Consider the following 19015-nt stretch of genomic DNA (forward strand, 5'->3'; position numbering starts at 1 on the left):
ATCACCAGGAGACATCAATGGAAAAGACCTATCCCGCCGACGGCCCGGTGCTCGTCGATTTCGACAATGGCATCGCCTTCGTCACGCTCAACCGCCCGGAAAAGCGCAACGCCATGAGCCCGGCGCTCAACAAGCGCATGCTCGAAGTGCTCGACGATCTTGAAGGCGACGATCGCTGCGGCGTGCTCGTGCTGCGCGGCGCAGGCTCCTCCTGGTCGGCCGGCATGGACCTCAAGGAATATTTCCGCGACAATGACGGCAAGGGCCGCGACGTGACGCTGAAATCCCGCCGCCAGTCGGGCGGCTGGTGGAGCCGGTTGATGTATTTCGAAAAGCCGACCATCGCCATGGTCAATGGCTGGTGCTTCGGCGGCGCCTTCACGCCGCTGGTGTCCTGCGATCTCGCCGTCGCCGCCGACGAAGCCACCTTCGGCCTGTCGGAAATCAACTGGGGCATCCTGCCGGGCGGCAATGTCACCCGCGCCGTGGCTGAAGTGATGAACCATCGCGACTCGCTCTATTACATCATGACCGGCGAGACCTTCGGCGGCCAGAAAGCGCGCGACATGGGTCTGGTCAACGAAGCCGTGCCGCTCGCCGATCTCGAAACCCGCGTCCGCGCCATCTGCGCCAGCCTGCTCGAAAAGAACCCTGTGACCCTGAAGGCCGCCAAGGACACGTTCAAGCGCGTGCGCAACCTGCCCTGGGATCTCGCCGACGATTATATCTACGCCAAGCTCGAACAGATGCTGTTCCTCGACAAGACCCGCGGCCGCGACGAAGGGCTCAAGCAGTTCCTCGACGACAAGACCTATCGCCCGGGTCTCGGCGCGTACAAGCGCGGCGACGCCTGAGTCGAAACAGCAACTGCGATGCGCGACCCGCCTTTCTCAAGGGAAGGCGGGTTTTTTTGTTTCATAGTGAAACACTCGCACTGTCCCGGGACGGTTCTCCCGGTCGATTTGCGCCAATAAATACTTAAACTCGTCGATATTATCCTTAATTTCGCGGAAAGAGACGCCGGAAGATCCCCTTCATTCCGCAACCGCCGGTCATGCTCTACATAGTCTTCACGACAACTCTTTGGACCGGTGGAGGACCAGATGGCGCTGATCAAGGGTACGAATTTCGCGGACGATATCCATGGCACGGATGGCGACGACGCCATTTTCGGCCTGGCTGGCAACGACATCATCCGCGCCAGCGCCGGCGACGATGTCATCGATGGCGGCAAGGGCTGGGACATGGTGGATTATACCAGCTATCATGGCAGCCTCTCCATCGCGCTGCAGGACAAAGGCAAGACCCAGGTTTATGGCGACGGCGTGCATCGTGACACGCTGGTGAGCATTGAACAGATCGTCGGCGGTTTTGGCGACGACTACTTTGTCGGCAACAAGGCTAACAACGTTTTCAGCGGCGGCGCCGGCCATGACTATTTCGTCGCCAGCGGCGGCTACGACACCTATAACGGCGACGCGGGTTATGACCTCGTCGATTTCTCCCGCATCGGCACAGGCGTCACCTTCAAGATCGAGGACAAGTCCGGCGCGACCCGCGTCTATGGCGGCGACGGCTCCTATGACGTGCTGATCAGCATCGAAAACGTCATCGGGACAAAATACAACGACGTCATCCGCGGCGGCGGCGAAGACAACAATTTTCGCGGCATCGCCGGCAACGACACGCTCATCGGCGGCGCCAGCGGCGATGTGCTGGATGGCGGCGCCGGCAATGACCGCCTGACCGGCGGCAAAAACACCGATGTGTTCGAATTCAATGGCAAGTTCGGCCATGACATTATCACCGACTTCAACGCCACGGGCGAACAGCACGACGTGATCGACCTCAGGGACGTCAACTATTTCCCCTGCTTCGACGATCTGATCACCTATTCCGCCGACCAGGTCGGCAAGGATGTGGTGATCGACGGCGGCAAGTTCGGCGAACTCACGCTGAAGAATGTCGACATCAAGGATCTCTCGGTCGACGACTTCCTGTTCTGATCCCACCCGCCTGGGATCGGATCCGACGCCCGCACGCCAGCCTCGGCGCGCGGGCGTCATTCGTTTGGGCGCGACGACAAGGGCGCTTGCAGCCGGCTTCGGCGGCGGCTATCGCTTGTCGTCGCCGTTGCTTCAGATCATTCCTGATTGTGTCGCAAAGGGCGCTGGCGCCCCGTCTCGTGAAAGTCTCCCCTCCGCATGCAGTTCATTTTCCAGATCGTCTTTCTTCTTCTGTTGTTGGCCATCTACCGATTGCTGTCGGAAACCGGTCGCGGCCTGAGACTGATCCGCTTTTCGAAATTTTCGTCGGAACCAGCCGCCAGGGCGCTGGCGAGGCTAGAGGCGGCCATAGACAATACCGGCGGCTCCTTCGGGCCCGTCGACGCCGTCGTCGACAATGTCGACGGCAGTCGCACGGTGTTTCTGTCGCGGCCCAAGGGCGTCTTCCAGCTTCGAATCCGCCCGCTTGAAGGCCTGCCGCAGGGCAGCCTCGGCGTCGAGGTCGTCTCGGTCGACGGCGTCGACGCGGCGCCCGGTCGGGAAGCGGTGGAGATCTGGACCGTCGAGCCTGCCGGCTCCGGCAGCCGCATCACCGTCGAGCAAAAACTGCATGCCAAGGTCGGCGGCGTTGTCCTGTCGATCTTCGGCGCCTGGAGCCAGTTGCGCGGCTTTGTCCGCGGCGACCGGGATTACTCCCAAGCGCCCTCGCGCGTCGCCCCGCCCACCGGCCGGGCCGGCCAACAGGCGCGCGCGACCCGCAAGCCGCTGTTCGGCTCGTTCGATCCACGCGACTACGCCATGGAGATCGGGCTTTCGCTGCTCGCTTTCGCGCTGATGGTCGTGCAGCTCGATTTTGCGTCAGCGGTGCAATTGACGCTGGTGATCCTGCTTCACGAATACGGCCACTATCTCTCGTTCCAGATCATGGGAAAGCAGGGCAATCGCATCATGCTCCTGCCGTTTCTCGGCGGCCTGGCCGTGTCGGCCTCGCCGCATCGGTCGGAATTCGAGCGCGCCTTCACCGCGCTCGCCGGCCCGGCGATCTGCGTGCCGCTTTCGATCCTGTGCTTTGTCTATGTCTACACCGCCACGGACTATTCGCCGCTTATTCCCTGGGTGGAAGGGATCGCCTATTTCAGCTGCCTGCTGAACGCCCTCAACCTTCTGCCGATCTATCCGCTCGATGGCGGTCAGGTGGCGGAAGGCTATGTGCGCAGCTTCCTCAAGGACGGCTTCACCCAGGTGATGATGGCCTTGGCGCTCGGCGGCCTGCTGCTGCTCGTCTGGCTCGGCTATTCGCGGATGGCGGTGCTGCTCGCCATTCTCGGACTGCCCGGCCTGATGCGCCGGTCCTTCGCGCCTTCGGCGACGAGCATGACGGTGCGAGAAACCCTGCTGATCACCCTCGGCTATGCGCTGTCGATGGCCGCGCATGGCGGCCTGCTCTATTTCGGCTGGGGCATCTGAACGATCCGTCCAGCGATCAGGCAACAAAAAAGGCGGCCCCGAACGGAGCCGCCTTTTTCATGTCGTGTGATCGTCGCCTTAGCCGTTGACGGCCAGTTTCATCTCGTCGCGGCCGCTCTTGAGCTTTTCAGCCAGCAGGAAGGCCAGTTCGAGAGCCTGGTCGGCGTTGAGGCGCGGATCGCAATGGGTGTGGTAGCGATCCTGCAGATCTTCGCCGGTCAGCGCGCGAGCGCCGCCGGTGCATTCCGTCACGTCGTTGCCGGTCATCTCGATATGGATGCCGCCGGGATGCGTGCCTTCCGAATGATGGATCGCGAAGAAGTTTTCCACTTCGGTCAGGATCCGGTCGAACGGCCGGGTCTTGTAGTTGTTGAGCGTAATCGTGTTGCCATGCATCGGATCGCAGGACCACACGACCTTGCGGCCTTCGCGCTCGACGGCGCGGATGAGGCGCGGCAGGTGCTCGGCGACCTTGTCATGACCAAAACGGCAGATCAGCGTCAGACGACCGGCTTCATTGGCCGGGTTGAGAATGTCGATCAACTCAAGCAGGCCATCCGCCGTCAGCGAGGGCCCGCATTTCAGACCGATCGGATTCTTGATGCCGCGGCAATATTCGACATGGGCGTGATCGGGCTGGCGGGTGCGGTCGCCGATCCAGATCATGTGGCCAGACGTTGCATACCAGTCGCCCGAAGTCGAATCGACCCGCGTCAGCGATTCTTCATAGCCGAGAAGCAGGGCTTCATGGCTGGTGAAGAAATCGGTTTCGCGCAGCGCCGGATTGTTGTCCGGGTTGATGCCGATGGCGGCCATGAAATCCATGGTCTCGGAAATCCGGTCAGCCAGCTTGCGGTAGCGTTCCGCCTGCGGGCTGTCCTTGACGAAGCCGAGCATCCACTTGTGCACATTGTCGAGATTGGCGTAGCCGCCCATCGCAAAAGCGCGCAAAAGGTTCAGCGTCGCAGCCGACTGACGGTAGGCCATGATCTGGCGTTCCGGGTTCGGAATGCGGGCTTCCTCAGTGAATTCGATGCCGTTGATAATGTCGCCGCGGTAGCTCGGAAGCTCCACGTCGCCCTTCTTCTCGATGCCCGAAGAGCGCGGCTTGGCGAACTGGCCGGCGATACGGCCAACCTTCACCACCGGCTTCTGGGCGCCGAAGGTCAGGACGACGGCCATCTGCAGGAACGCGCGGAAGAAGTCGCGGATCGTGTCCGCGCCATGTTCCGCAAAGCTTTCAGCGCAGTCGCCGCCCTGGAGCAGGAAGCTCTCCCCATTGGCGACCTTGGCGAGCGAGGCCTTCAAACGCCGCGCCTCGCCTGCAAAAACCAGTGGCGGAAACTTGGCCAGACGAGCTTCGGTAGCCTCAAGTTGAGACAAGTCCGGATACTCCGGAACCTGCTGAATGGGCTTAGACCTCCAGCTAGACGGGTTCCAATTCTGTGCCATAATACTCACCTGTTCGATGTGGATAGTCCACGGGCGTGAAACGCTAGCCCGCTGATCGGCGGGCTTATACATATTAAGGAAGCGTTTGCAAAGCCTTCAATGCCCGCGAACCCACGCATTCGGCGCCGTTCGATGAACGATGCGTTCAGCGTCTCGCCGCATCAGGGCACAGATTGATACAAAGCCGCTACGATCGCGATCACCGCGATCAGCGGAAAAAGGAAAAAACTCAAAAAACCGGACCCGCTGCGTTGCGCGTCCAGCATTCGATCTTCGCCCATGCCGGTGGAATCAGGGTAGACCGGCCCGGGCCGGATCTTGCTTGCGCCTGCCATTGTCAATCCTCCGCTGTCATCATGCCAGGGTTACCGCGACCGGCGTCTCCTCCCGTCGGCCGCGAAGCATTAACACCTGTTAATTTAGCAGATTTTGCGGCGTTTCGCAGAAAATCTTTATAAGCCCGTCCCCGCCGCTTGGCGCGCCTCCGCCGCGCTCTCGCCACAGAACGCGCCTCGATACGCCTTGAGCAAACCAGCGATCCGATCAAGCGCGATCCGAACCTCCGGCCGCTTGCGATCATCGTCATTGGCGACGATGAGCAAGGGATGGTCGAGCTCCATGATAGGCTCGCCCCGGCGCGCCAGTCCCGGATCGGCGTCACCGACGAACAGCGGCAGAACGCCGAGCCCTTGGCCCTTGCGGATCAGCCGCAGCAGGAGATCCGGGCTGCTGGTCCAGGTCATGATCCTGTTTTCATGATGCTCAAACACCCAGCGATCGGCTGATGACGCAGCGCTTTCCGTGCCGAGCGAAATCCAGCGCTCGGCGGCCTCCACCGTCATCGCCACCGCGCCATAGACGCCGTAGCGCATGGTCACGCTCGGCCGGACCGCGAAATTGCCATGCTCGGGTCTGGCCGCGAGGATCGCCACATCCGCCTCGCGAAAGGTGAGATCAAGACCGGTATGGGCCGATTTGCAGCAGATGCGGAAAGCATCGTCGCCGCCGCGGATTGCCTGGGCGTGATCGGCGAGAAAGCCGGCGATCCAGGCGTCGCCGGCGATAGAGACGATCGGCAGGGCGAAGGCGTCGCGCTGCCAGTCGATAATGCTGTCGGCGGCGCGCCGCATCACCCGGACATGGTCGAGAAGCACGGTTCCGTCATGCGCCAGCCGATAGCCCTGCGGACTGCGAACGAACAGCGTCCGGCCGAGTTGCCGTTCGAGCCCGAGCATGCGCCGGCCGATTGTCGGCGCGCTGACGCCGGTGGCGATCGCCGCCGCAGTCAGCCCGCCCTGGGTCGCCACATGAAAAAACAGGTCGAGGTCGTTCCAGTCCGCGCCAAGCATGCCGGTCTCCTTTGGAGGCAACATAGCATGCGGAGCGCGGGGTTGAACATTTCGCCGTTGAAATGGGCTTTTCATCCTTGCGTCTACGTCTGAAGCAATCCCTGCCCTACCTTCGGGAGAGAGTGAAACGGCAGGAGAAACGCCATGCCCTATTCAGATCCATTTGCCCGACGCAGCGCCTTCAAGCTGCGCGGAAACGACGCCTTTCAGGATCCATTGGAACGCGAGGAATGGCGCGGGCTCGACTGGCTCATGCCCTTGCTGGCCCGGCTCGTCCGCATCGGCTCGACCCAGGCAACAGAGCCGGCGCGAAAGCCGCGCCGGCTCGACGTCAGAGTTCAGACCCGTTCGCCGTTCTTCACCCGGTAGCTCGGGGAATACATGGTCACCAGTTCCTCGGCGGCGGTGGGATGCACCGCCATGGTGCGATCAAAGTCGTCCTTGGTGCAGCCGGCTTTCAGCGTGATGCCCAGAAGCTGCGCCATCTCGCCGGCATCATGGCCGAGGATATGTGCCCCCACCACCTTGCGATCGGCGGCGTTGACGATCAGCTTCATGATCATCCGCTCGGCCCGGCCCGACAGAGTCGCCTTCATCGGCCGGAATTCGGCCCGATAGACTTCGAGCACTTCATAAGCCTTGGCCGCCTGTTCTTCGCTCATGCCGACGGTGCCGATTTCCGGCTGCGAGAACACCGCGGTGGCGATGAGGTCGTGATCCGGCGAGGTCGGATTGTTCTTGTATTCCGTCTCGATGAAGCACATCGCCTCGTGGATGGCCACCGGCGTCAGCTGCACCCGGTCCGTCACGTCGCCAAGCGCGAAAACGCTGGGCACATTGGTGCGGGAATACTGATCGACGTTGATGGCGCCGCGGTCGTTCACAGTGACGCCCGCCTGTTCGAGGCCCAGCCCCTTGGTGTTGGGCGACCGACCGATCGCTAGCATCACCTGCCCGACCTCGAGGGCCTTGCCCTGCTTGGTCGTCGCAACCAACTGACCCTCGGCCTTCTTCTCGACGCTGAGGATCACGTCTTCGCAGAGAATATCGATTCCCTTGGCCTGCATGGCCGCATGCAGTCCGCGCCGCATGTCCTGGTCAAAGCGCGACAGGATTTCCTTGCCGCGATAGATCAGCGTCGTCTTGACGCCGAGGCCATGGAAAATATTGGCGAATTCCACCGCGATATAGCCGCCGCCCTCGATCAGGATCGCCTCGGGCAGGTCGTCGAGATGGAAGGCCTCGTTGGAGCTGATGCAATGTTCAAAGCCCGGCAGTGCGACATGCGTGGTGGGAGCGCCGCCGACGGCGACGATGATCCGTTCGGCGGTCACCGTCTTGCCGGTGGCCTTGATCAGCACGGTATGAGCGTCGACCAATTCGGCGCGGCTGTCGATCTGCTCGGCGCCGGCATTGGTCAGGCCCTTGCGGTAGAGACCTTCGAGGCGGGTGATCTCCTGGTCCTTGGCGGCCACCAGCGTCTTCCAGTCGAAGCGCGATTCGCCGACTTGCCAGCCGAAACCGGCAGCATCTTCGAAATGCTCGTGAAACTGCGAGGCATAGACGAACAGCTTCTTGGGAACGCAGCCCCTGATAACGCAGGTGCCGCCGAAGCGGAATTCCTCGGCGATCGCCACTTTCTTGCCGAGCGAGGCCGCCACACGCGCTGCGCGCACGCCGCCAGAACCGCCGCCGATGACGAAAAGATCATAGTCATAACTGGACATTGCATTCCCCACTTGAAACTGCCGGCCTCCCGATTGCTCATATGGCGGCTCGACGCACAAAAGAAAAGCCCGCCGAGGAGGCGGGCTGGGATCGTCGCATCCGATCGCCTTACGGCTTGGGCTGCTCGGCCTTCTTTTCCGCAGCGATCGCTTTTTCAAGCGCCGCGTCGGTGGTGGTCGACAGATCGCGGCTCATGCCGGTCGCCCAGATGTCGGCGGCCTTGGAGAGCTGGCGGATGACCAGCGGACCATCCTTCAGGAGCTTCTGGCCTGCCGGGCTGGAATAGAAGGCGGCGATCTGGTTCAGCTCTTCCTCGGAAAAGGTCTTGGCGTAGATCGCCGCAGCTTCCTTTTCGAGATCGGCGCGACGCGGCGCAAGTTCAAGCGCCGTGGTGTCAACCGTGTCGTTGATCAGCGGCTCGTAATTGGGCGAGCTCTGGATGAGAGTGCCCTTGAGGCGCTGGGCGATATTCGGAAGAATCGCGTCGAACGGCTCGGTGATCTTGATCGCCTTCATCGCCGAACGGGCAGCCTTCAGATGCGCATCCGAAATGTCATCTTCGGCAACTGCAACGCAAGCGCCAAATCCAATCATCATGGTCGCAACAAGCGCCGCGCGCCCGATCCTGTCAATCTTCATCATGGACACACTATCTCCTCGTCAGATTAGACCGCGATGGTCCGCGCAGATTGCGGACCCGCGATGATGGCCAGGGAGGCCAGATTGATGAACAGCCCGTGCTCGACCACGCCGGGGATCGAATACAGACTCGCCGCAAGCGCCTCTGCATCAGAAATACGGCCAAAAGAAGCATCGAGAATGTAATGGCCGCCGTCGGTCTCATAGGCGTCTTCGCCGCGCTTGCGCAGCGCGATGTCGCCGGTCAAGCCGAGACGCGAGGCGCATTTTTCCACCGCGATGCGGGTGGCGGCAAGGCCGAACGGATTGACTTCGATGGGCAGCGGATATTTGCCGAGCGTGTCGACGACCTTGCTTTCGTCGGCGATGACGATCATCCGCGCGGACGCCGCCGCGACGATCTTCTCGCGCAGCAGCGCGCCGCCGCCGCCCTTGATGAGGCGCAGCTGGTTGTCGACCTCGTCGGCGCCGTCGATGGTGAGATCGAGTTCGGGAAGCTCATCGAGCGAATTGAGCGGAACGCCGAGTTCGAGGCAGAGCCGCGCGGTGCGCTCCGAGGTCGGCACGCCGCGAACCTCAAGCCCTTCGGCAACCTTTTCGGCGAGCAGCCGAACAAACTCTTCCGCGGTGGAGCCAGTGCCGATTCCAAGGCGCATGCCATGTTCGACATGCTTGAGCGCCTCCTGGGCGGCGATGATTTTCATGTGCCGGGCGTCCATCCGCCAGGATCTCCGATTGATCGTGGACGGGCTTTTACACGAGCTTGTGAGCGAGCGGAAGAAGCAAAGACGAGTTTTGCATTCTCCATCCGGGGCCCCAGCGTGACAGATATCAAGACCACGGCGACGGAAGCGAGATTTACATGGGGCGCCGCGATGTTTATCAAAGCTTCATTCTTTGTGAGGGAGTCTGCCCGTGCCGCGCCTGCTTGCCGTATTCGATCTCGACGGAACCCTGATCGACACCGCCCCCGACCTGATCGACAGCCTGAATTTCACCATCGCGGCGCGCGACCTTGCGCCTGTCGGCTTCGACGACCTCACCCATCTGGTCGGCCACGGCGCCCGCGCCATGATCGAACGCGCTTTCGCGCTGCGCGGCCAGCCGCTGGCGGAAGAGCATTTCCCGCCGATGCTGGAGCGCTTCATCGAGCATTATCGCGGCGGCATGCCGGGCAAGAGCAAGCCCTATCCAGGCCTTGTGGAAGCACTCGACCGCCTAGCCGCCGCCGATGTGGCGCTCGCCGTCTGCACCAACAAGATGGAAGGGCTTGCCCGTCCCCTGCTCGAAGGCCTCGGCCTCGCCGACCGTTTCGCCGCGATCACCGGCGGCGACACCTTCACCGTCCGCAAGCCCGACGCCGCCCATCTCCTCGGCACGATCGACCGCGCCGGCGGCAACCCGGCCCGCACAGTGATGATCGGCGACAGCCTCAACGACATGAAAGTGGCTGAGAACGCCAAGATACCCTCGATCGCCGTGCCCTTCGGCTATTCCGACACCCCGGTCGAAAATCTCGGTCCGAGCGTGGTGATCGGCCATTTCGACGAGTTGACGGTGGAGTTGGTGGAGAGGTTGGTGCGCGGCTGAGACATTCGGCGAACTGAAGAGGCGGTTGTAAATTCGCGGATTTGCCCTCATATTCGGAAAAGTAACATCCGAGAGGGCGCACATGGCCTCCCTGACCATCCGAGATCTGCCCGAAGACATAGAACAAGTCCTGAGCCGTAGGGCGGCTCTGAACGGCCGAAGCACGGTCGAGGAAGCCCTCACCATCCTGAGGCGTGAAACCAGCGCCTCCCGACCGTCAGGACTTGGTTCCCTGCTCGCCGACATAGGGCGCGAAGCCGGGAACGGGGAAGACGCGCCTTTCGACGTCAGAAGCAATATGCTGCCTCGCGCACCGTTCGAATGATCCTGATCGACACCAATGTGATTTCCGAAGCGTGGAGACCGACGCCGGCGGCAGAAGTGATCGCGTGGCTCGATCATCAAGCGCTTGACCACCTGTTTCTGTCCGCCATCACGGTGGCTGAACTCAGATATGGCGTGAGCATCATGCCGCAAGGAAAGCGCAGACAGGTTTTGGAACGGCGACTGGAGGAGGAAGTCCTGCCTCTCTTTGCGGAAAGGATCTTGCCTTTCGATCTCCTCGCGTCCGCCACCTACGCATTGCTGATGTCCTCAGCGAAGAGAAGTGGACGAGCCATCTCCTTTGCAGATGGCTTGATCGCAGCGACAGCTATGTCACGCGGGTTTTCGGTCGCAACCCGCGATTTGTCTCCTTACCAAGCGGCGGGTATCAACGCGATCAATCCCTGGCAGTTTTCCCCCTAAGAGGCGGCTCGCCATATTCCTAAAAACACACAAGGCGGCCCGTAAGCCGCCTTATGTCAATCAGATCAGTCAAATGCCTCAGCCCTGGCCGTGACGGGCCTTCCGCGTCGCGTCGAGCGCCCGGCCAAGATACATGTCGCGATCATAGACATCGTCGAAATACTCCACCACGCCATCCTTGTTCGGGAAGGCGGTGAAATAGGAGACGTAGACAGGGAATCTCTCCGGCGCCTTCACCTGGTGGTTCTTGCCGGTGGCGATCTGCTTGTCGACATCAGCCACCGACATATCGAGCACCGCCGCGGCCATTTTCTTGGGATCGACCAATCGGACGCAGCCATGGCTCAGCGCACGCATGTCTCGCGCGAAAAATTTCTTCTGCGGCGTGTCATGCATGTAGATGGCGTGCGAATTGGGGAACATGATCTTCAGCTGCCCCAGCGCATTGGCGCTGCCGGGCGGCTGGCGCACATCCACCGAGTCGGTCGTGTTCCAGTCGATATCGGTGGACGACATCTGCTGTCCGCCAACCGAGGTCTCGTAGCCCAGTCGGTCGAGATAGCTCGGGTCTTCGCGCAGCTTCGGCAGCATTTCGTTGACGATGATCGAGCGCGGCACACCCCAATAAGGGTTGAATTCGACGATCTCGATCTCGTCCTGGAAGAAATAGGTCTGGTTGGCCTTGGAGCCGACCACGACCTTCATGTCGAACTGCTCGCGGCCGCCATTGTAATAATAGGCCTTGAACGCCGGCTGGTTGATGAACACGAAACGGGAGCCGAGATCCTTCGGCAGCCAGCGCATCTGCTCCATCGCCACGACGAGCTTGTTGATCTTGGCGCCCTGGCTGTCGCCGCCGCTGAGCACACGGACCGTGCCGCGCCCGACCACACCGTCACCCTTCAGACCGTTTTCGGTCTGATAGGCCTTTACCAGATCGACGATCTCGGGCGCGTAATCCGCCCCGCCCTGATAGGAGGCGAGCGTCAGGGAATGATCGAGCTTGAGCTTGTCGGAACCGCGCTGGCGGATCGCCGCCACCACATTGGCCAGTTCGGGATTGAAGTCGCCCGGCTTGATCAAGGTCCCCGGCGCGACTTCCACCCGCGCTTCCTGCTCGCCGTCGACGGCTTTCAGCCGTGCGAGTTCGGCCTTAAGGGCCTGATACTGCGCGTTTTGTGGATTGCGGCTGACGAGATAGGCCTTGATGTCGCCCGACAACGCGACATTGGTCAACGCCGCGCCGAGATTGATCGTCTTGCGCTTGAAATCATAATAGCCCGAGATGCGGTTGGGATCGATGCGCCCGCGTTGGGCGTCCTGCACATAGGTCAGGACGGCGGCCGACAGTTCGATCTCGAACTGCATCAACTGCTTCTGCCGTACGGCGGGATCGACATCCGTGACAGCCCCATCGGGATCGGTCACGGCGTAGTCGGCGGGATCGAGGCCATCGGCGCCGGCGTCGGCCAGAGCGGCGATCGCGTCGCGCGCCTTGGCGCTCACGCCATTGGCGTCGACCCAGAGGAGTCCCTCATGCGTTGCGTAATAGGTCTCGATGGCGGTCGCCACTTCGGCGGGCGCCTTGACCTTGACGTCGGCCATGAAGGCGCGCGGCTCAGCGCTGGCGTCAAAGGCGGCGGGCGCCGACACGGTCTGGATAGAACCGGTGGCCTCCACCGGAGCGGCTGAGGCGGTCTGGCCGGCGACCGCAAATTTGGAGGCGGCGATCCAACGCAAAGCATCGGCTTTGTAGACATTGTATTTCGGCCCGGTGACCTTCGGCAACGGCTTGGCCGGCGCGGCGGGATCGGGAAATGCGCTGGTGTCGTCGTCGAGGGAGCCAGCGAAAGGCTGCTGCGAACGCTGCGCCGCCTTGTTGCCCTTGAGGAAGTCGAGCAGAGTTGCGGCGCCGGCGGGCGCAGTGCTCATCCCGATCGCGCCAGCCACGGCAAGGGCGACGATCGCTGTCGTAGTCTTCATCTTCATTTTGCTATCATTCCCGACGACGAAACGCCGTCACCCAAATCAAGTTGCCTTCAGACTAGCGGATCGCCAATCCCCTGAAAAGAAAACGGATGACGGATTGACTTCATTCATGAGGTCACAATTTTGTGACGCGTTTTGGGCAAGCCCGATTTCGAGCATCCACAACACACTGATAACCTTAATTTATTGTTAAGGCGCAAACCGGGTTGCCGAATGATCTACGCCAAAGCGGCGCCAAACGCCGCAGAGTTTGTTTTGGGATGCTGTGGCGAAAATGGCGCAGAAAACACGCCTTTACTTGTGGATCTTCAGCGTTTCCAGCGCCTTCTGACAGATATCTGGGCTGCGGCCACAGCAATCCTGCATGAGGAAGCCCAGCAATTCGCCCATGGCGGGTATTTCAGCAAAGTAGCGGATGTTGCGCCCTTCCCGCTGAGGGCGGATAAGATGGGCCGCAGACAGCATCGTCAGATGTTGCGACAAAGTGTTGGGCCTGAGTTCGAGCGCCACCGCGATTTCGCCGGCGTTGAGTCCCTCGCCGCCGGCCGTGACAAGCAGGCGAAAAATATCGAGACGGCCGGCATGTGACAATGCCGTCAGCTTGCTCAAAACCGGTTGCTTATCAGTCTCGATCTCGTCCATCGCCGCTCGGCTCTTGGTCGCCGCCCTTGCTTCAGGGCATATAGGGAGCCATGGCCGCGCTTGCACGTAAATTCTTGCGGCGAGCGAACAGAGCGTCGCCTGCTTGCGTTAGATTGGCCTCTTCCCTTCTATCGACCGGGGGACTAGACAGACATTACTTGACTCTAATCCGAAGGAATTAATCCATGCCGACACGCATCGAAACCGACACTTTCGGCCCCATCGAGGTGGAGGACGACCGTCTCTGGGGCGCGCAGGCGCAACGCTCGCTCGGAAATTTCCGCATCGGCTGGGAAAAACAGCCGGTCTCCATCGTTAAGGCGCTCGGCGTGGTCAAACAAGCGGCGGCCCGCGCCAATACAAAGCTCGGCCAGCTCGATTCCGCCCTCGCTGACGCCATCGTGACCGCCGCACAGGAAGTCATCGACGGCAAGCTCAACGATCATTTCCCGCTGGTGGTCTGGCAGACAGGTTCCGGCACCCAGTCCAACATGAACGCCAACGAAGTCATCTCCAACCGCGCGATTGAAATGCTCGGCGGCGTCAAGGGCTCCAAGAAGCCGGTTCATCCCAATGACCACGTCAATATGAGCCAGTCGTCCAACGACACCTATCCCACGGCGATGCATATCGCCTGCGCGGTCGAGATCGCCCATCACCTGATCCCCGCCCTCACCCATCTGCACAAGGCGTTGGAGGCCAAGTCCAAGGAATTCGACCACATCATCAAGATCGGCCGCACCCATACCCAGGATGCGACGCCGCTGACGCTCGGCCAGGAATTTGGCGGCTATGCGGCCCAGGTTCATTCCGCCATCAAGCGGATCGGCGACACGATGGGCGGGCTGTTGCAACTCGCCCAGGGCGGCACCGCTGTCGGCACGGGTCTGAACGCGCCCGTCGGATTTGCGGAACTGGTGGCGGAAGAAATCGCCGGCATCACCGGCATGCCCTTCGTCACCGCGCCCAACAAATTCGAGGCCCTTGCCGCCCATGACGCCATGGTGTTTTCGCATGGCGCGATCAACGCCGCCGCCGCCGCTTTGTTCAAGATCGCCAACGACATCCGCTTTTTGGGTTCAGGCCCGCGCGCCGGCCTCGGCGAACTGGCGCTGCCGGAAAACGAACCGGGCTCCTCGATCATGCCGGGTAAGGTCAATCCGACCCAGTGCGAGGCGCTGACCCAGGTTTGCGCCCACATCTTCGGCAACAACGCCGCGATCACCTTTGCCGGCAGCCAGGGCCATTTCGAGCTGAATGTCTACAATCCCGTCATGGCCTATAACTTCCTGCAATCGGTGCAGCTGCTCGGCGACGCGGCCCTCTCCTTCACCGACAATTGCGTGGTCGGCATCACCGCGCGCGAGGACAATATCCGCCAGGGCGTCGAACGCTCGCTGATGCTGGTGACCGCGCTCGCCCCCGTCATCGGCTACGACGCCGCCGCCAAGATCGCCAAGACCGCGCACAAGAACGGCACGACCTTGAAAGAGGAGGCCCTGGCCACCGGCCTGGTGACGGAAGCGCAATATGACGAGGTGGTTCGGCCGGAGAAAATGGTGGGGCCGGGCTGAGTATAATACAGTGCGCGACGTTCAAAGCCGATTCTGAACGTCGCGGCCGCCGTAGACGATGGACGCGACGAATATCTCGTCGTCCCGAGGCTCATACAGAATGATGTAGTCGCCGACGGTAAGAAAACGCGTCTTCTCCCCCAACTCAGCTTTCTGCGGTCCGATGTGTGGATGGTCGCTGGCGAGCTTCATCTTCGCGAACAGCCTCAGGATGAGCTTGTCGGCTGCGGCCTCGTTATGAACGGCAATGGAAAGCCATATCTCTCGTAGATCGTCTTCGGCCTTGGGGCTTAAGACGACGTCAGGCATCTCGCTGGCGCTCAGCTTTCAACGAAGCAAGAAACTCATGCGGATCAACTTTCCGCCCTGGCCCGCTTGCCACACCTTCTTCATAGGCTATGCGCAACCGGTCTAGAAATTGGCCGCGCCGGCGTTCAGACCACATTTCAAGAGCAGCCTCGATGACAACTTCGGGCGAAGAATAGTCGCCAGAAGCGACTGCACGACTGATATCATCGGCAACGGCCTCCGGTAAGGAAATTGTCAGTTCTCTGCCAGCTTTTGCGGTCATGCCGCAAGCGTAACAGACATGGGGCGGTTACTCAATCGACGCGCAAGTTGGAATGCGGACAATGAAAAGATCCGCTACGCCGCCGCCTCCATCCGCGCATCCTCGAGCGCCATCTGTGCACCCTTCTCCGCCACCATCATCGTCGGCGCATTGATGTTGCCGGCGGTGACGTTGGGGAAGATCGAGGCGTCGATGACGCGCAGGCCCGGCACGCCATGCACGCGCAGCCGCGCATCGACCACCGAAGTCTCCGCGTCCGGTCCCATCATGCATGTGCCGCAGAGATGGTAGATCGAGCCGGAATTGGCGCGGAAATAGTCGAGAAGCGCTTCGTCGCTCTCCGCCTGCGAGCCCGGTGAAATCTCGCCCTCGGTCAGGGAGGCAATCGTCGGGGCCGAGGCGATGCGGCGCACCAGGCGGCTGCCCTCGATCACCTCGTCGAGATCGCGCTCCGTGGTCAGGTAATGCGGCATGATCTTCGGGCTAGCGTGGCTGTCCGGCGAGGAAATCATGATCTCGCCGCGGCTGGTCGGCCGGCAGGAATTGAAGGCGATGAGATAGCCGGAATAGGGCTCGGGCGTGAGACCCGATTTCGGCGTGTTGGGAATGCGATAGGAGAGCGGGTTAAAGTAGAGCTGAATGTTCGGCCGGGTCTCCTCGGGCCGTCCGCGAAAGAAGCCGCCAGCCTGATTGACGCTCATCGAGAACGGGCCTCTCCCCGTCAGCACGTAGCGCAGGCCCATGAGCATGCGATGATGGAATTTCGAGAAGGTGTCGTTCAGCGTCGGGATCTTCGCCTTGTAGTAAAAGCTGGCGCAGAGATGGTCCTGCAGGTTCCGCCCCACCGCCGGCAAATGCTTGCGAACTGCGACGCCCGCCTTCTTCAGAACGTCGCCGTCGCCAAGTCCGGAACGCTGGAGAATAGCCGGGCTGCCGACCGCGCCGGCGGCGACGATCACTTCCCGTCGCGCCGAGAATGTCAGTCTCTCGCCATTGCGGGTCGCTTCGACGCCAACTGCGCGACCGCTGGCGTCAAAGGCCAATCGCTCGACATGCACGAAGCGTTCGACTGTGAGATTGGGCCGCGACAGGATCGGCTTCAAATATTCAGCGCTGGAATGCGAGCGACGGCCGCGTCGCGTATTGATGTCATAGACGCCGCCGCCCTCGATCGTTTCGCCGTTGAAATCGTGATTGACCGGCAATTGCAATTCACCGCAGGCATCGAGGAAGGCGTTGGTGATCGGATGCGTCATGCCCCGCATCGGCGTGACATGGATGGGACCCTTGTCGCCATGCCAGTCGCTGGCGCCATCGGCATGAGTTTCCAACTTTTTGAACACCGGCAACACGTCCTGATAGGACCAGCCAGGATTGCCGGCGGCGGCCCAGTCGTCGAAGTCGGAGGCTGCGCCGCGCACATAGACCATGGCGTTGATCGAACCAGAGCCGCCCTGAACCTTGCCGCGCGGCACATAGACCCGGCGACCGCCGAGCTCGGCCTCCGGCTCGGAATAGTACATCCAGTTGACCTTCGGGTTGTAGTAGCTCATCGCGTAGCCGATGGGGATCTTAAACCAGAAAGAATTGTCCTTGCCACCGGCCTCGATCAGCAGCACGCGATAGCGTCCGTCCTCGGTCAGCCTGTTGGCGAGGATGCAGCCGGCGGAGCCCGCGCCGACGATCACATAGTCATAGGTCATGGCGGCGCTCAGTGCTTGAGGATGACAAGGCGGGTCTGGGTGAATTCCAGCATGCCGTGCTTGCCGTCGTCGCCGCCGAGGCCGGAGCGCTTCCAGCCGGCATGATAGCCCTGATAGGGTTCGCCCGGGAAGCGGTTGACATAGAGCTCACCGGCTTCCACCACATCGGAGGCTCGCATGATGTTGCGATAATTATCGGTCATCAGCACCGACGCGAGGCCATATTGGTGGTCGCTCATCAGCCGGAGCGCCTCATCAAACGACGAATAGGCGATGACCGGCAGCACCGGCCCGAAAATCTCCTCGCGCACCACTTCCATCTCATGACGGCAGTTCACCAGCAGCGTCGGCGGGTAGAAAAAGCCCTCGCCTTCGGGAAGATAACCGCCCGCCGCGACGGTCGCGCCCTCCTGCGTAGCGCGTTCGACCATGGCGTGGACGCGGTTGCGCGACGCCGCCGTCTGCAGCGGGCCGACCTTGGCCGGATCGACGGACCGGTCGCCGAATTGCCGCGCCTTGAAGGCTGCCGTCAGTTTTTCCACCAGCGCGTCATGCACGCTTTCATGCACATAGACCCGTTCCGCCGAAGTGCACACCTGGCCGCAATGATAACTTTTCGCGCCGATCAACAGGGCGGCGACCTGGTCGAGATCAGTGTCGGGCTCTACCACCACCGGCGTCTTGCCGCCGAGCTCCAGCGAGGGCTTGGCGATATTGACCTTGCAGTAGTCGAGCACCGCCTGCCCGGCCGTCACACTGCCGGTCAGGGTGATCATGCCCACCTGCCGCTGGGTGCACATCACCCGGGCGACGTCGTGATCCATGGTAAGCACATTGAGGAGCCCGGACGGCAGGCCCGCTTCCTCGGCGCAAGCAGCCAGCGCAAAGGCCGAAGTCGGCGTCGAATTCGACGGGCGGACCACCACGGCATTGCCGGCGATCAGCGCCGGCGCAACCTTGCGCACGAAAGTGTAGACCGGGAAATTGAAGGGGATCAGGCAGGCGGCGACGCCGATCGGCACGCGCTTCAGAAGCAGCGTCTCGTTGCGGCTGTCGCTTTCGATCACTTCGCCCTCGATGCGCCGCGCCCATTCGGCGTGATAGCGCATGAGATCGACGCCATAGCCGGTTTCCGCGCGCGCATCGGCGAAGCTCTTGCCGCTCTCGGCGGCGAGCGCTGCGGCAATGCGGTCGGCGTTGCGCTCGATCGCGTCGGCGAAGCGACGCAGCACATCGCCTCGCTCAATGGCGGGACGCGCGCCCCATTCCTTCTGCGCGTCGGCCGCAAGTTCGACGGCCGTCACCGCCTCCTCGGGAGATGCGGCCGGCACGCGACAATACACCCCGCCGGTCGCCGGATTGACGACGTCGATCATGCGGTCGGAACGCGAGGCGGCAAAACGCCCGCCAATGAAAATCTGGTGGTCCATGGCCTTGAATCCCGATGCAAGAAACACGCCTGAAGCGGCTGTTATTTCTCAGGAAAATCCGACTGGGAACAAAGCGCAAGCGAGGAGTTGTCGGGCTAACCATTCCAAAAAGGAATGCTTGTATTGCC

General features: G+C 61.7%; 19 protein-coding genes. 7 read left to right on the plus strand and 12 right to left on the minus strand.

Annotation, left to right across the window (positions count from 1 at the left end):
* The first annotated feature begins 17 nt into the window (after positions 1–17).
* The 3 genes from M2360_RS12795 (at position 18) to M2360_RS12805 (ending at position 3473) form a co-directional block, all read left to right on the plus strand.
* Positions 18–854, plus strand: coding sequence for a p-hydroxycinnamoyl CoA hydratase/lyase (locus M2360_RS12795; RefSeq protein ID WP_280775529.1), 837 nt, complete (start codon positions 18–20; stop codon positions 852–854).
* 249 nt (positions 855–1103) lie between these two features.
* Positions 1104–2006, plus strand: coding sequence for a calcium-binding protein (locus M2360_RS12800; protein WP_280775530.1), 903 nt, complete (start codon positions 1104–1106; stop codon positions 2004–2006).
* Positions 2007–2204: 198 nt separating this feature from the next.
* Positions 2205–3473, plus strand: coding sequence for a hypothetical protein (locus tag M2360_RS12805; protein ID WP_280775531.1), 1269 nt, complete (start codon positions 2205–2207; stop codon positions 3471–3473).
* Between the two features lie 78 nt (positions 3474–3551).
* On the opposite strand, the gene M2360_RS12810 is transcribed toward M2360_RS12805, so the two are convergent.
* The 3 genes from M2360_RS12810 to M2360_RS12820 form a co-directional block, all read right to left on the minus strand.
* Positions 3552–4925: a 3-deoxy-7-phosphoheptulonate synthase class II gene (locus M2360_RS12810; protein ID WP_280775532.1), complete on the minus strand. Its 1374-nt coding sequence runs from the start codon at positions 4923–4925 to the stop codon at positions 3552–3554.
* A gap of 161 nt (positions 4926–5086) precedes the next feature.
* Positions 5087–5260, minus strand: a complete 174-nt coding sequence (locus tag M2360_RS12815) for a hypothetical protein (protein ID WP_280775533.1) — start codon at positions 5258–5260, stop codon at positions 5087–5089.
* A gap of 117 nt (positions 5261–5377) precedes the next feature.
* Positions 5378–6274 carry a LysR family transcriptional regulator gene (locus M2360_RS12820; RefSeq protein WP_280775534.1) on the minus strand — a complete coding sequence of 299 codons (897 nt, stop codon included), beginning with the start codon at positions 6272–6274 and terminating at the stop codon, positions 5378–5380.
* 144 nt (positions 6275–6418) lie between these two features.
* Here M2360_RS12820 and M2360_RS12825 point away from each other — a divergent pair, with 144 nt between their 5' ends.
* A complete protein-coding gene (locus M2360_RS12825; protein WP_280775535.1) occupies positions 6419–6643 on the plus strand; it encodes a hypothetical protein in 225 nt (74 codons plus the stop codon).
* Here the strand turns inward: M2360_RS12825 and gor are convergent.
* The 3 genes from gor to rpiA form a co-directional block, all read right to left on the minus strand.
* A complete protein-coding gene (gene gor, locus M2360_RS12830) occupies positions 6613–8001 on the minus strand; it encodes a glutathione-disulfide reductase (RefSeq protein WP_280775536.1) in 1389 nt (462 codons plus the stop codon). The genes M2360_RS12825 and gor overlap by 31 nt on opposite strands.
* Before the next feature lie 109 nt (positions 8002–8110).
* A complete protein-coding gene (locus M2360_RS12835) occupies positions 8111–8644 on the minus strand; it encodes a DUF2059 domain-containing protein (RefSeq protein ID WP_280775537.1) in 534 nt (177 codons plus the stop codon).
* Between the two features lie 23 nt (positions 8645–8667).
* Positions 8668–9360: a ribose-5-phosphate isomerase RpiA gene (gene rpiA / locus M2360_RS12840; RefSeq protein WP_280775538.1), complete on the minus strand. Its 693-nt coding sequence runs from the start codon at positions 9358–9360 to the stop codon at positions 8668–8670.
* Between the two features lie 196 nt (positions 9361–9556).
* Here rpiA and M2360_RS12845 point away from each other — a divergent pair, with 196 nt between their 5' ends.
* Both M2360_RS12845 and M2360_RS12850 read left to right on the plus strand, forming a co-directional pair.
* Entirely contained in the window at positions 9557–10231 is a 675-nt protein-coding gene (locus M2360_RS12845) for an HAD family hydrolase (RefSeq protein ID WP_280775539.1), read from the plus strand.
* Positions 10232–10552: 321 nt separating this feature from the next.
* Positions 10553–10978, plus strand: a complete 426-nt coding sequence (locus tag M2360_RS12850; protein WP_280775540.1) for a type II toxin-antitoxin system VapC family toxin — start codon at positions 10553–10555, stop codon at positions 10976–10978.
* 78 nt (positions 10979–11056) lie between these two features.
* Here M2360_RS12850 and M2360_RS12855 read toward each other — a convergent pair whose 3' ends face one another.
* Complete coding sequence (locus M2360_RS12855) at positions 11057–12967, minus strand: L,D-transpeptidase family protein (protein ID WP_280775541.1); 1911 nt, start codon at positions 12965–12967, stop codon at positions 11057–11059.
* A 294-nt stretch (positions 12968–13261) separates the two neighbouring features.
* Entirely contained in the window at positions 13262–13609 is a 348-nt protein-coding gene (locus M2360_RS12860) for a metalloregulator ArsR/SmtB family transcription factor (RefSeq protein WP_280775542.1), read from the minus strand.
* 185 nt (positions 13610–13794) lie between these two features.
* Here M2360_RS12860 and fumC point away from each other — a divergent pair, with 185 nt between their 5' ends.
* Positions 13795–15183: a class II fumarate hydratase gene (gene fumC / locus M2360_RS12865; protein WP_280775543.1), complete on the plus strand. Its 1389-nt coding sequence runs from the start codon at positions 13795–13797 to the stop codon at positions 15181–15183.
* Between the two features lie 21 nt (positions 15184–15204).
* On the opposite strand, the gene M2360_RS12870 is transcribed toward fumC, so the two are convergent.
* The 4 genes from M2360_RS12870 to aldA all read right to left on the minus strand — a co-directional run bounded on the left by M2360_RS12870 (position 15205) and on the right by aldA (position 18887).
* Positions 15205–15492, minus strand: a complete 288-nt coding sequence (locus M2360_RS12870; RefSeq protein WP_280775544.1) for a type II toxin-antitoxin system RelE/ParE family toxin — start codon at positions 15490–15492, stop codon at positions 15205–15207.
* Entirely contained in the window at positions 15485–15754 is a 270-nt protein-coding gene (locus M2360_RS12875; protein WP_280775545.1) for a type II toxin-antitoxin system ParD family antitoxin, read from the minus strand. The genes M2360_RS12870 and M2360_RS12875 overlap by 8 nt, the downstream gene beginning before the upstream one ends.
* Positions 15755–15828: 74 nt before the next feature.
* Positions 15829–17457: a GMC family oxidoreductase N-terminal domain-containing protein gene (locus M2360_RS12880; protein ID WP_280775546.1), complete on the minus strand. Its 1629-nt coding sequence runs from the start codon at positions 17455–17457 to the stop codon at positions 15829–15831.
* Between the two features lie 8 nt (positions 17458–17465).
* On the minus strand, positions 17466–18887 hold the full coding sequence (gene aldA, locus M2360_RS12885) for an aldehyde dehydrogenase (protein ID WP_280775547.1): 1422 nt from the start codon (positions 18885–18887) through the stop codon (positions 17466–17468).
* Between the last annotated feature and the right edge of the window lie 128 nt (positions 18888–19015).

The organism is Rhizobium sp. SG_E_25_P2 (assembly GCF_029892285.1).
Lineage (GTDB): Bacteria > Pseudomonadota > Alphaproteobacteria > Rhizobiales > Rhizobiaceae > Rhizobium_E.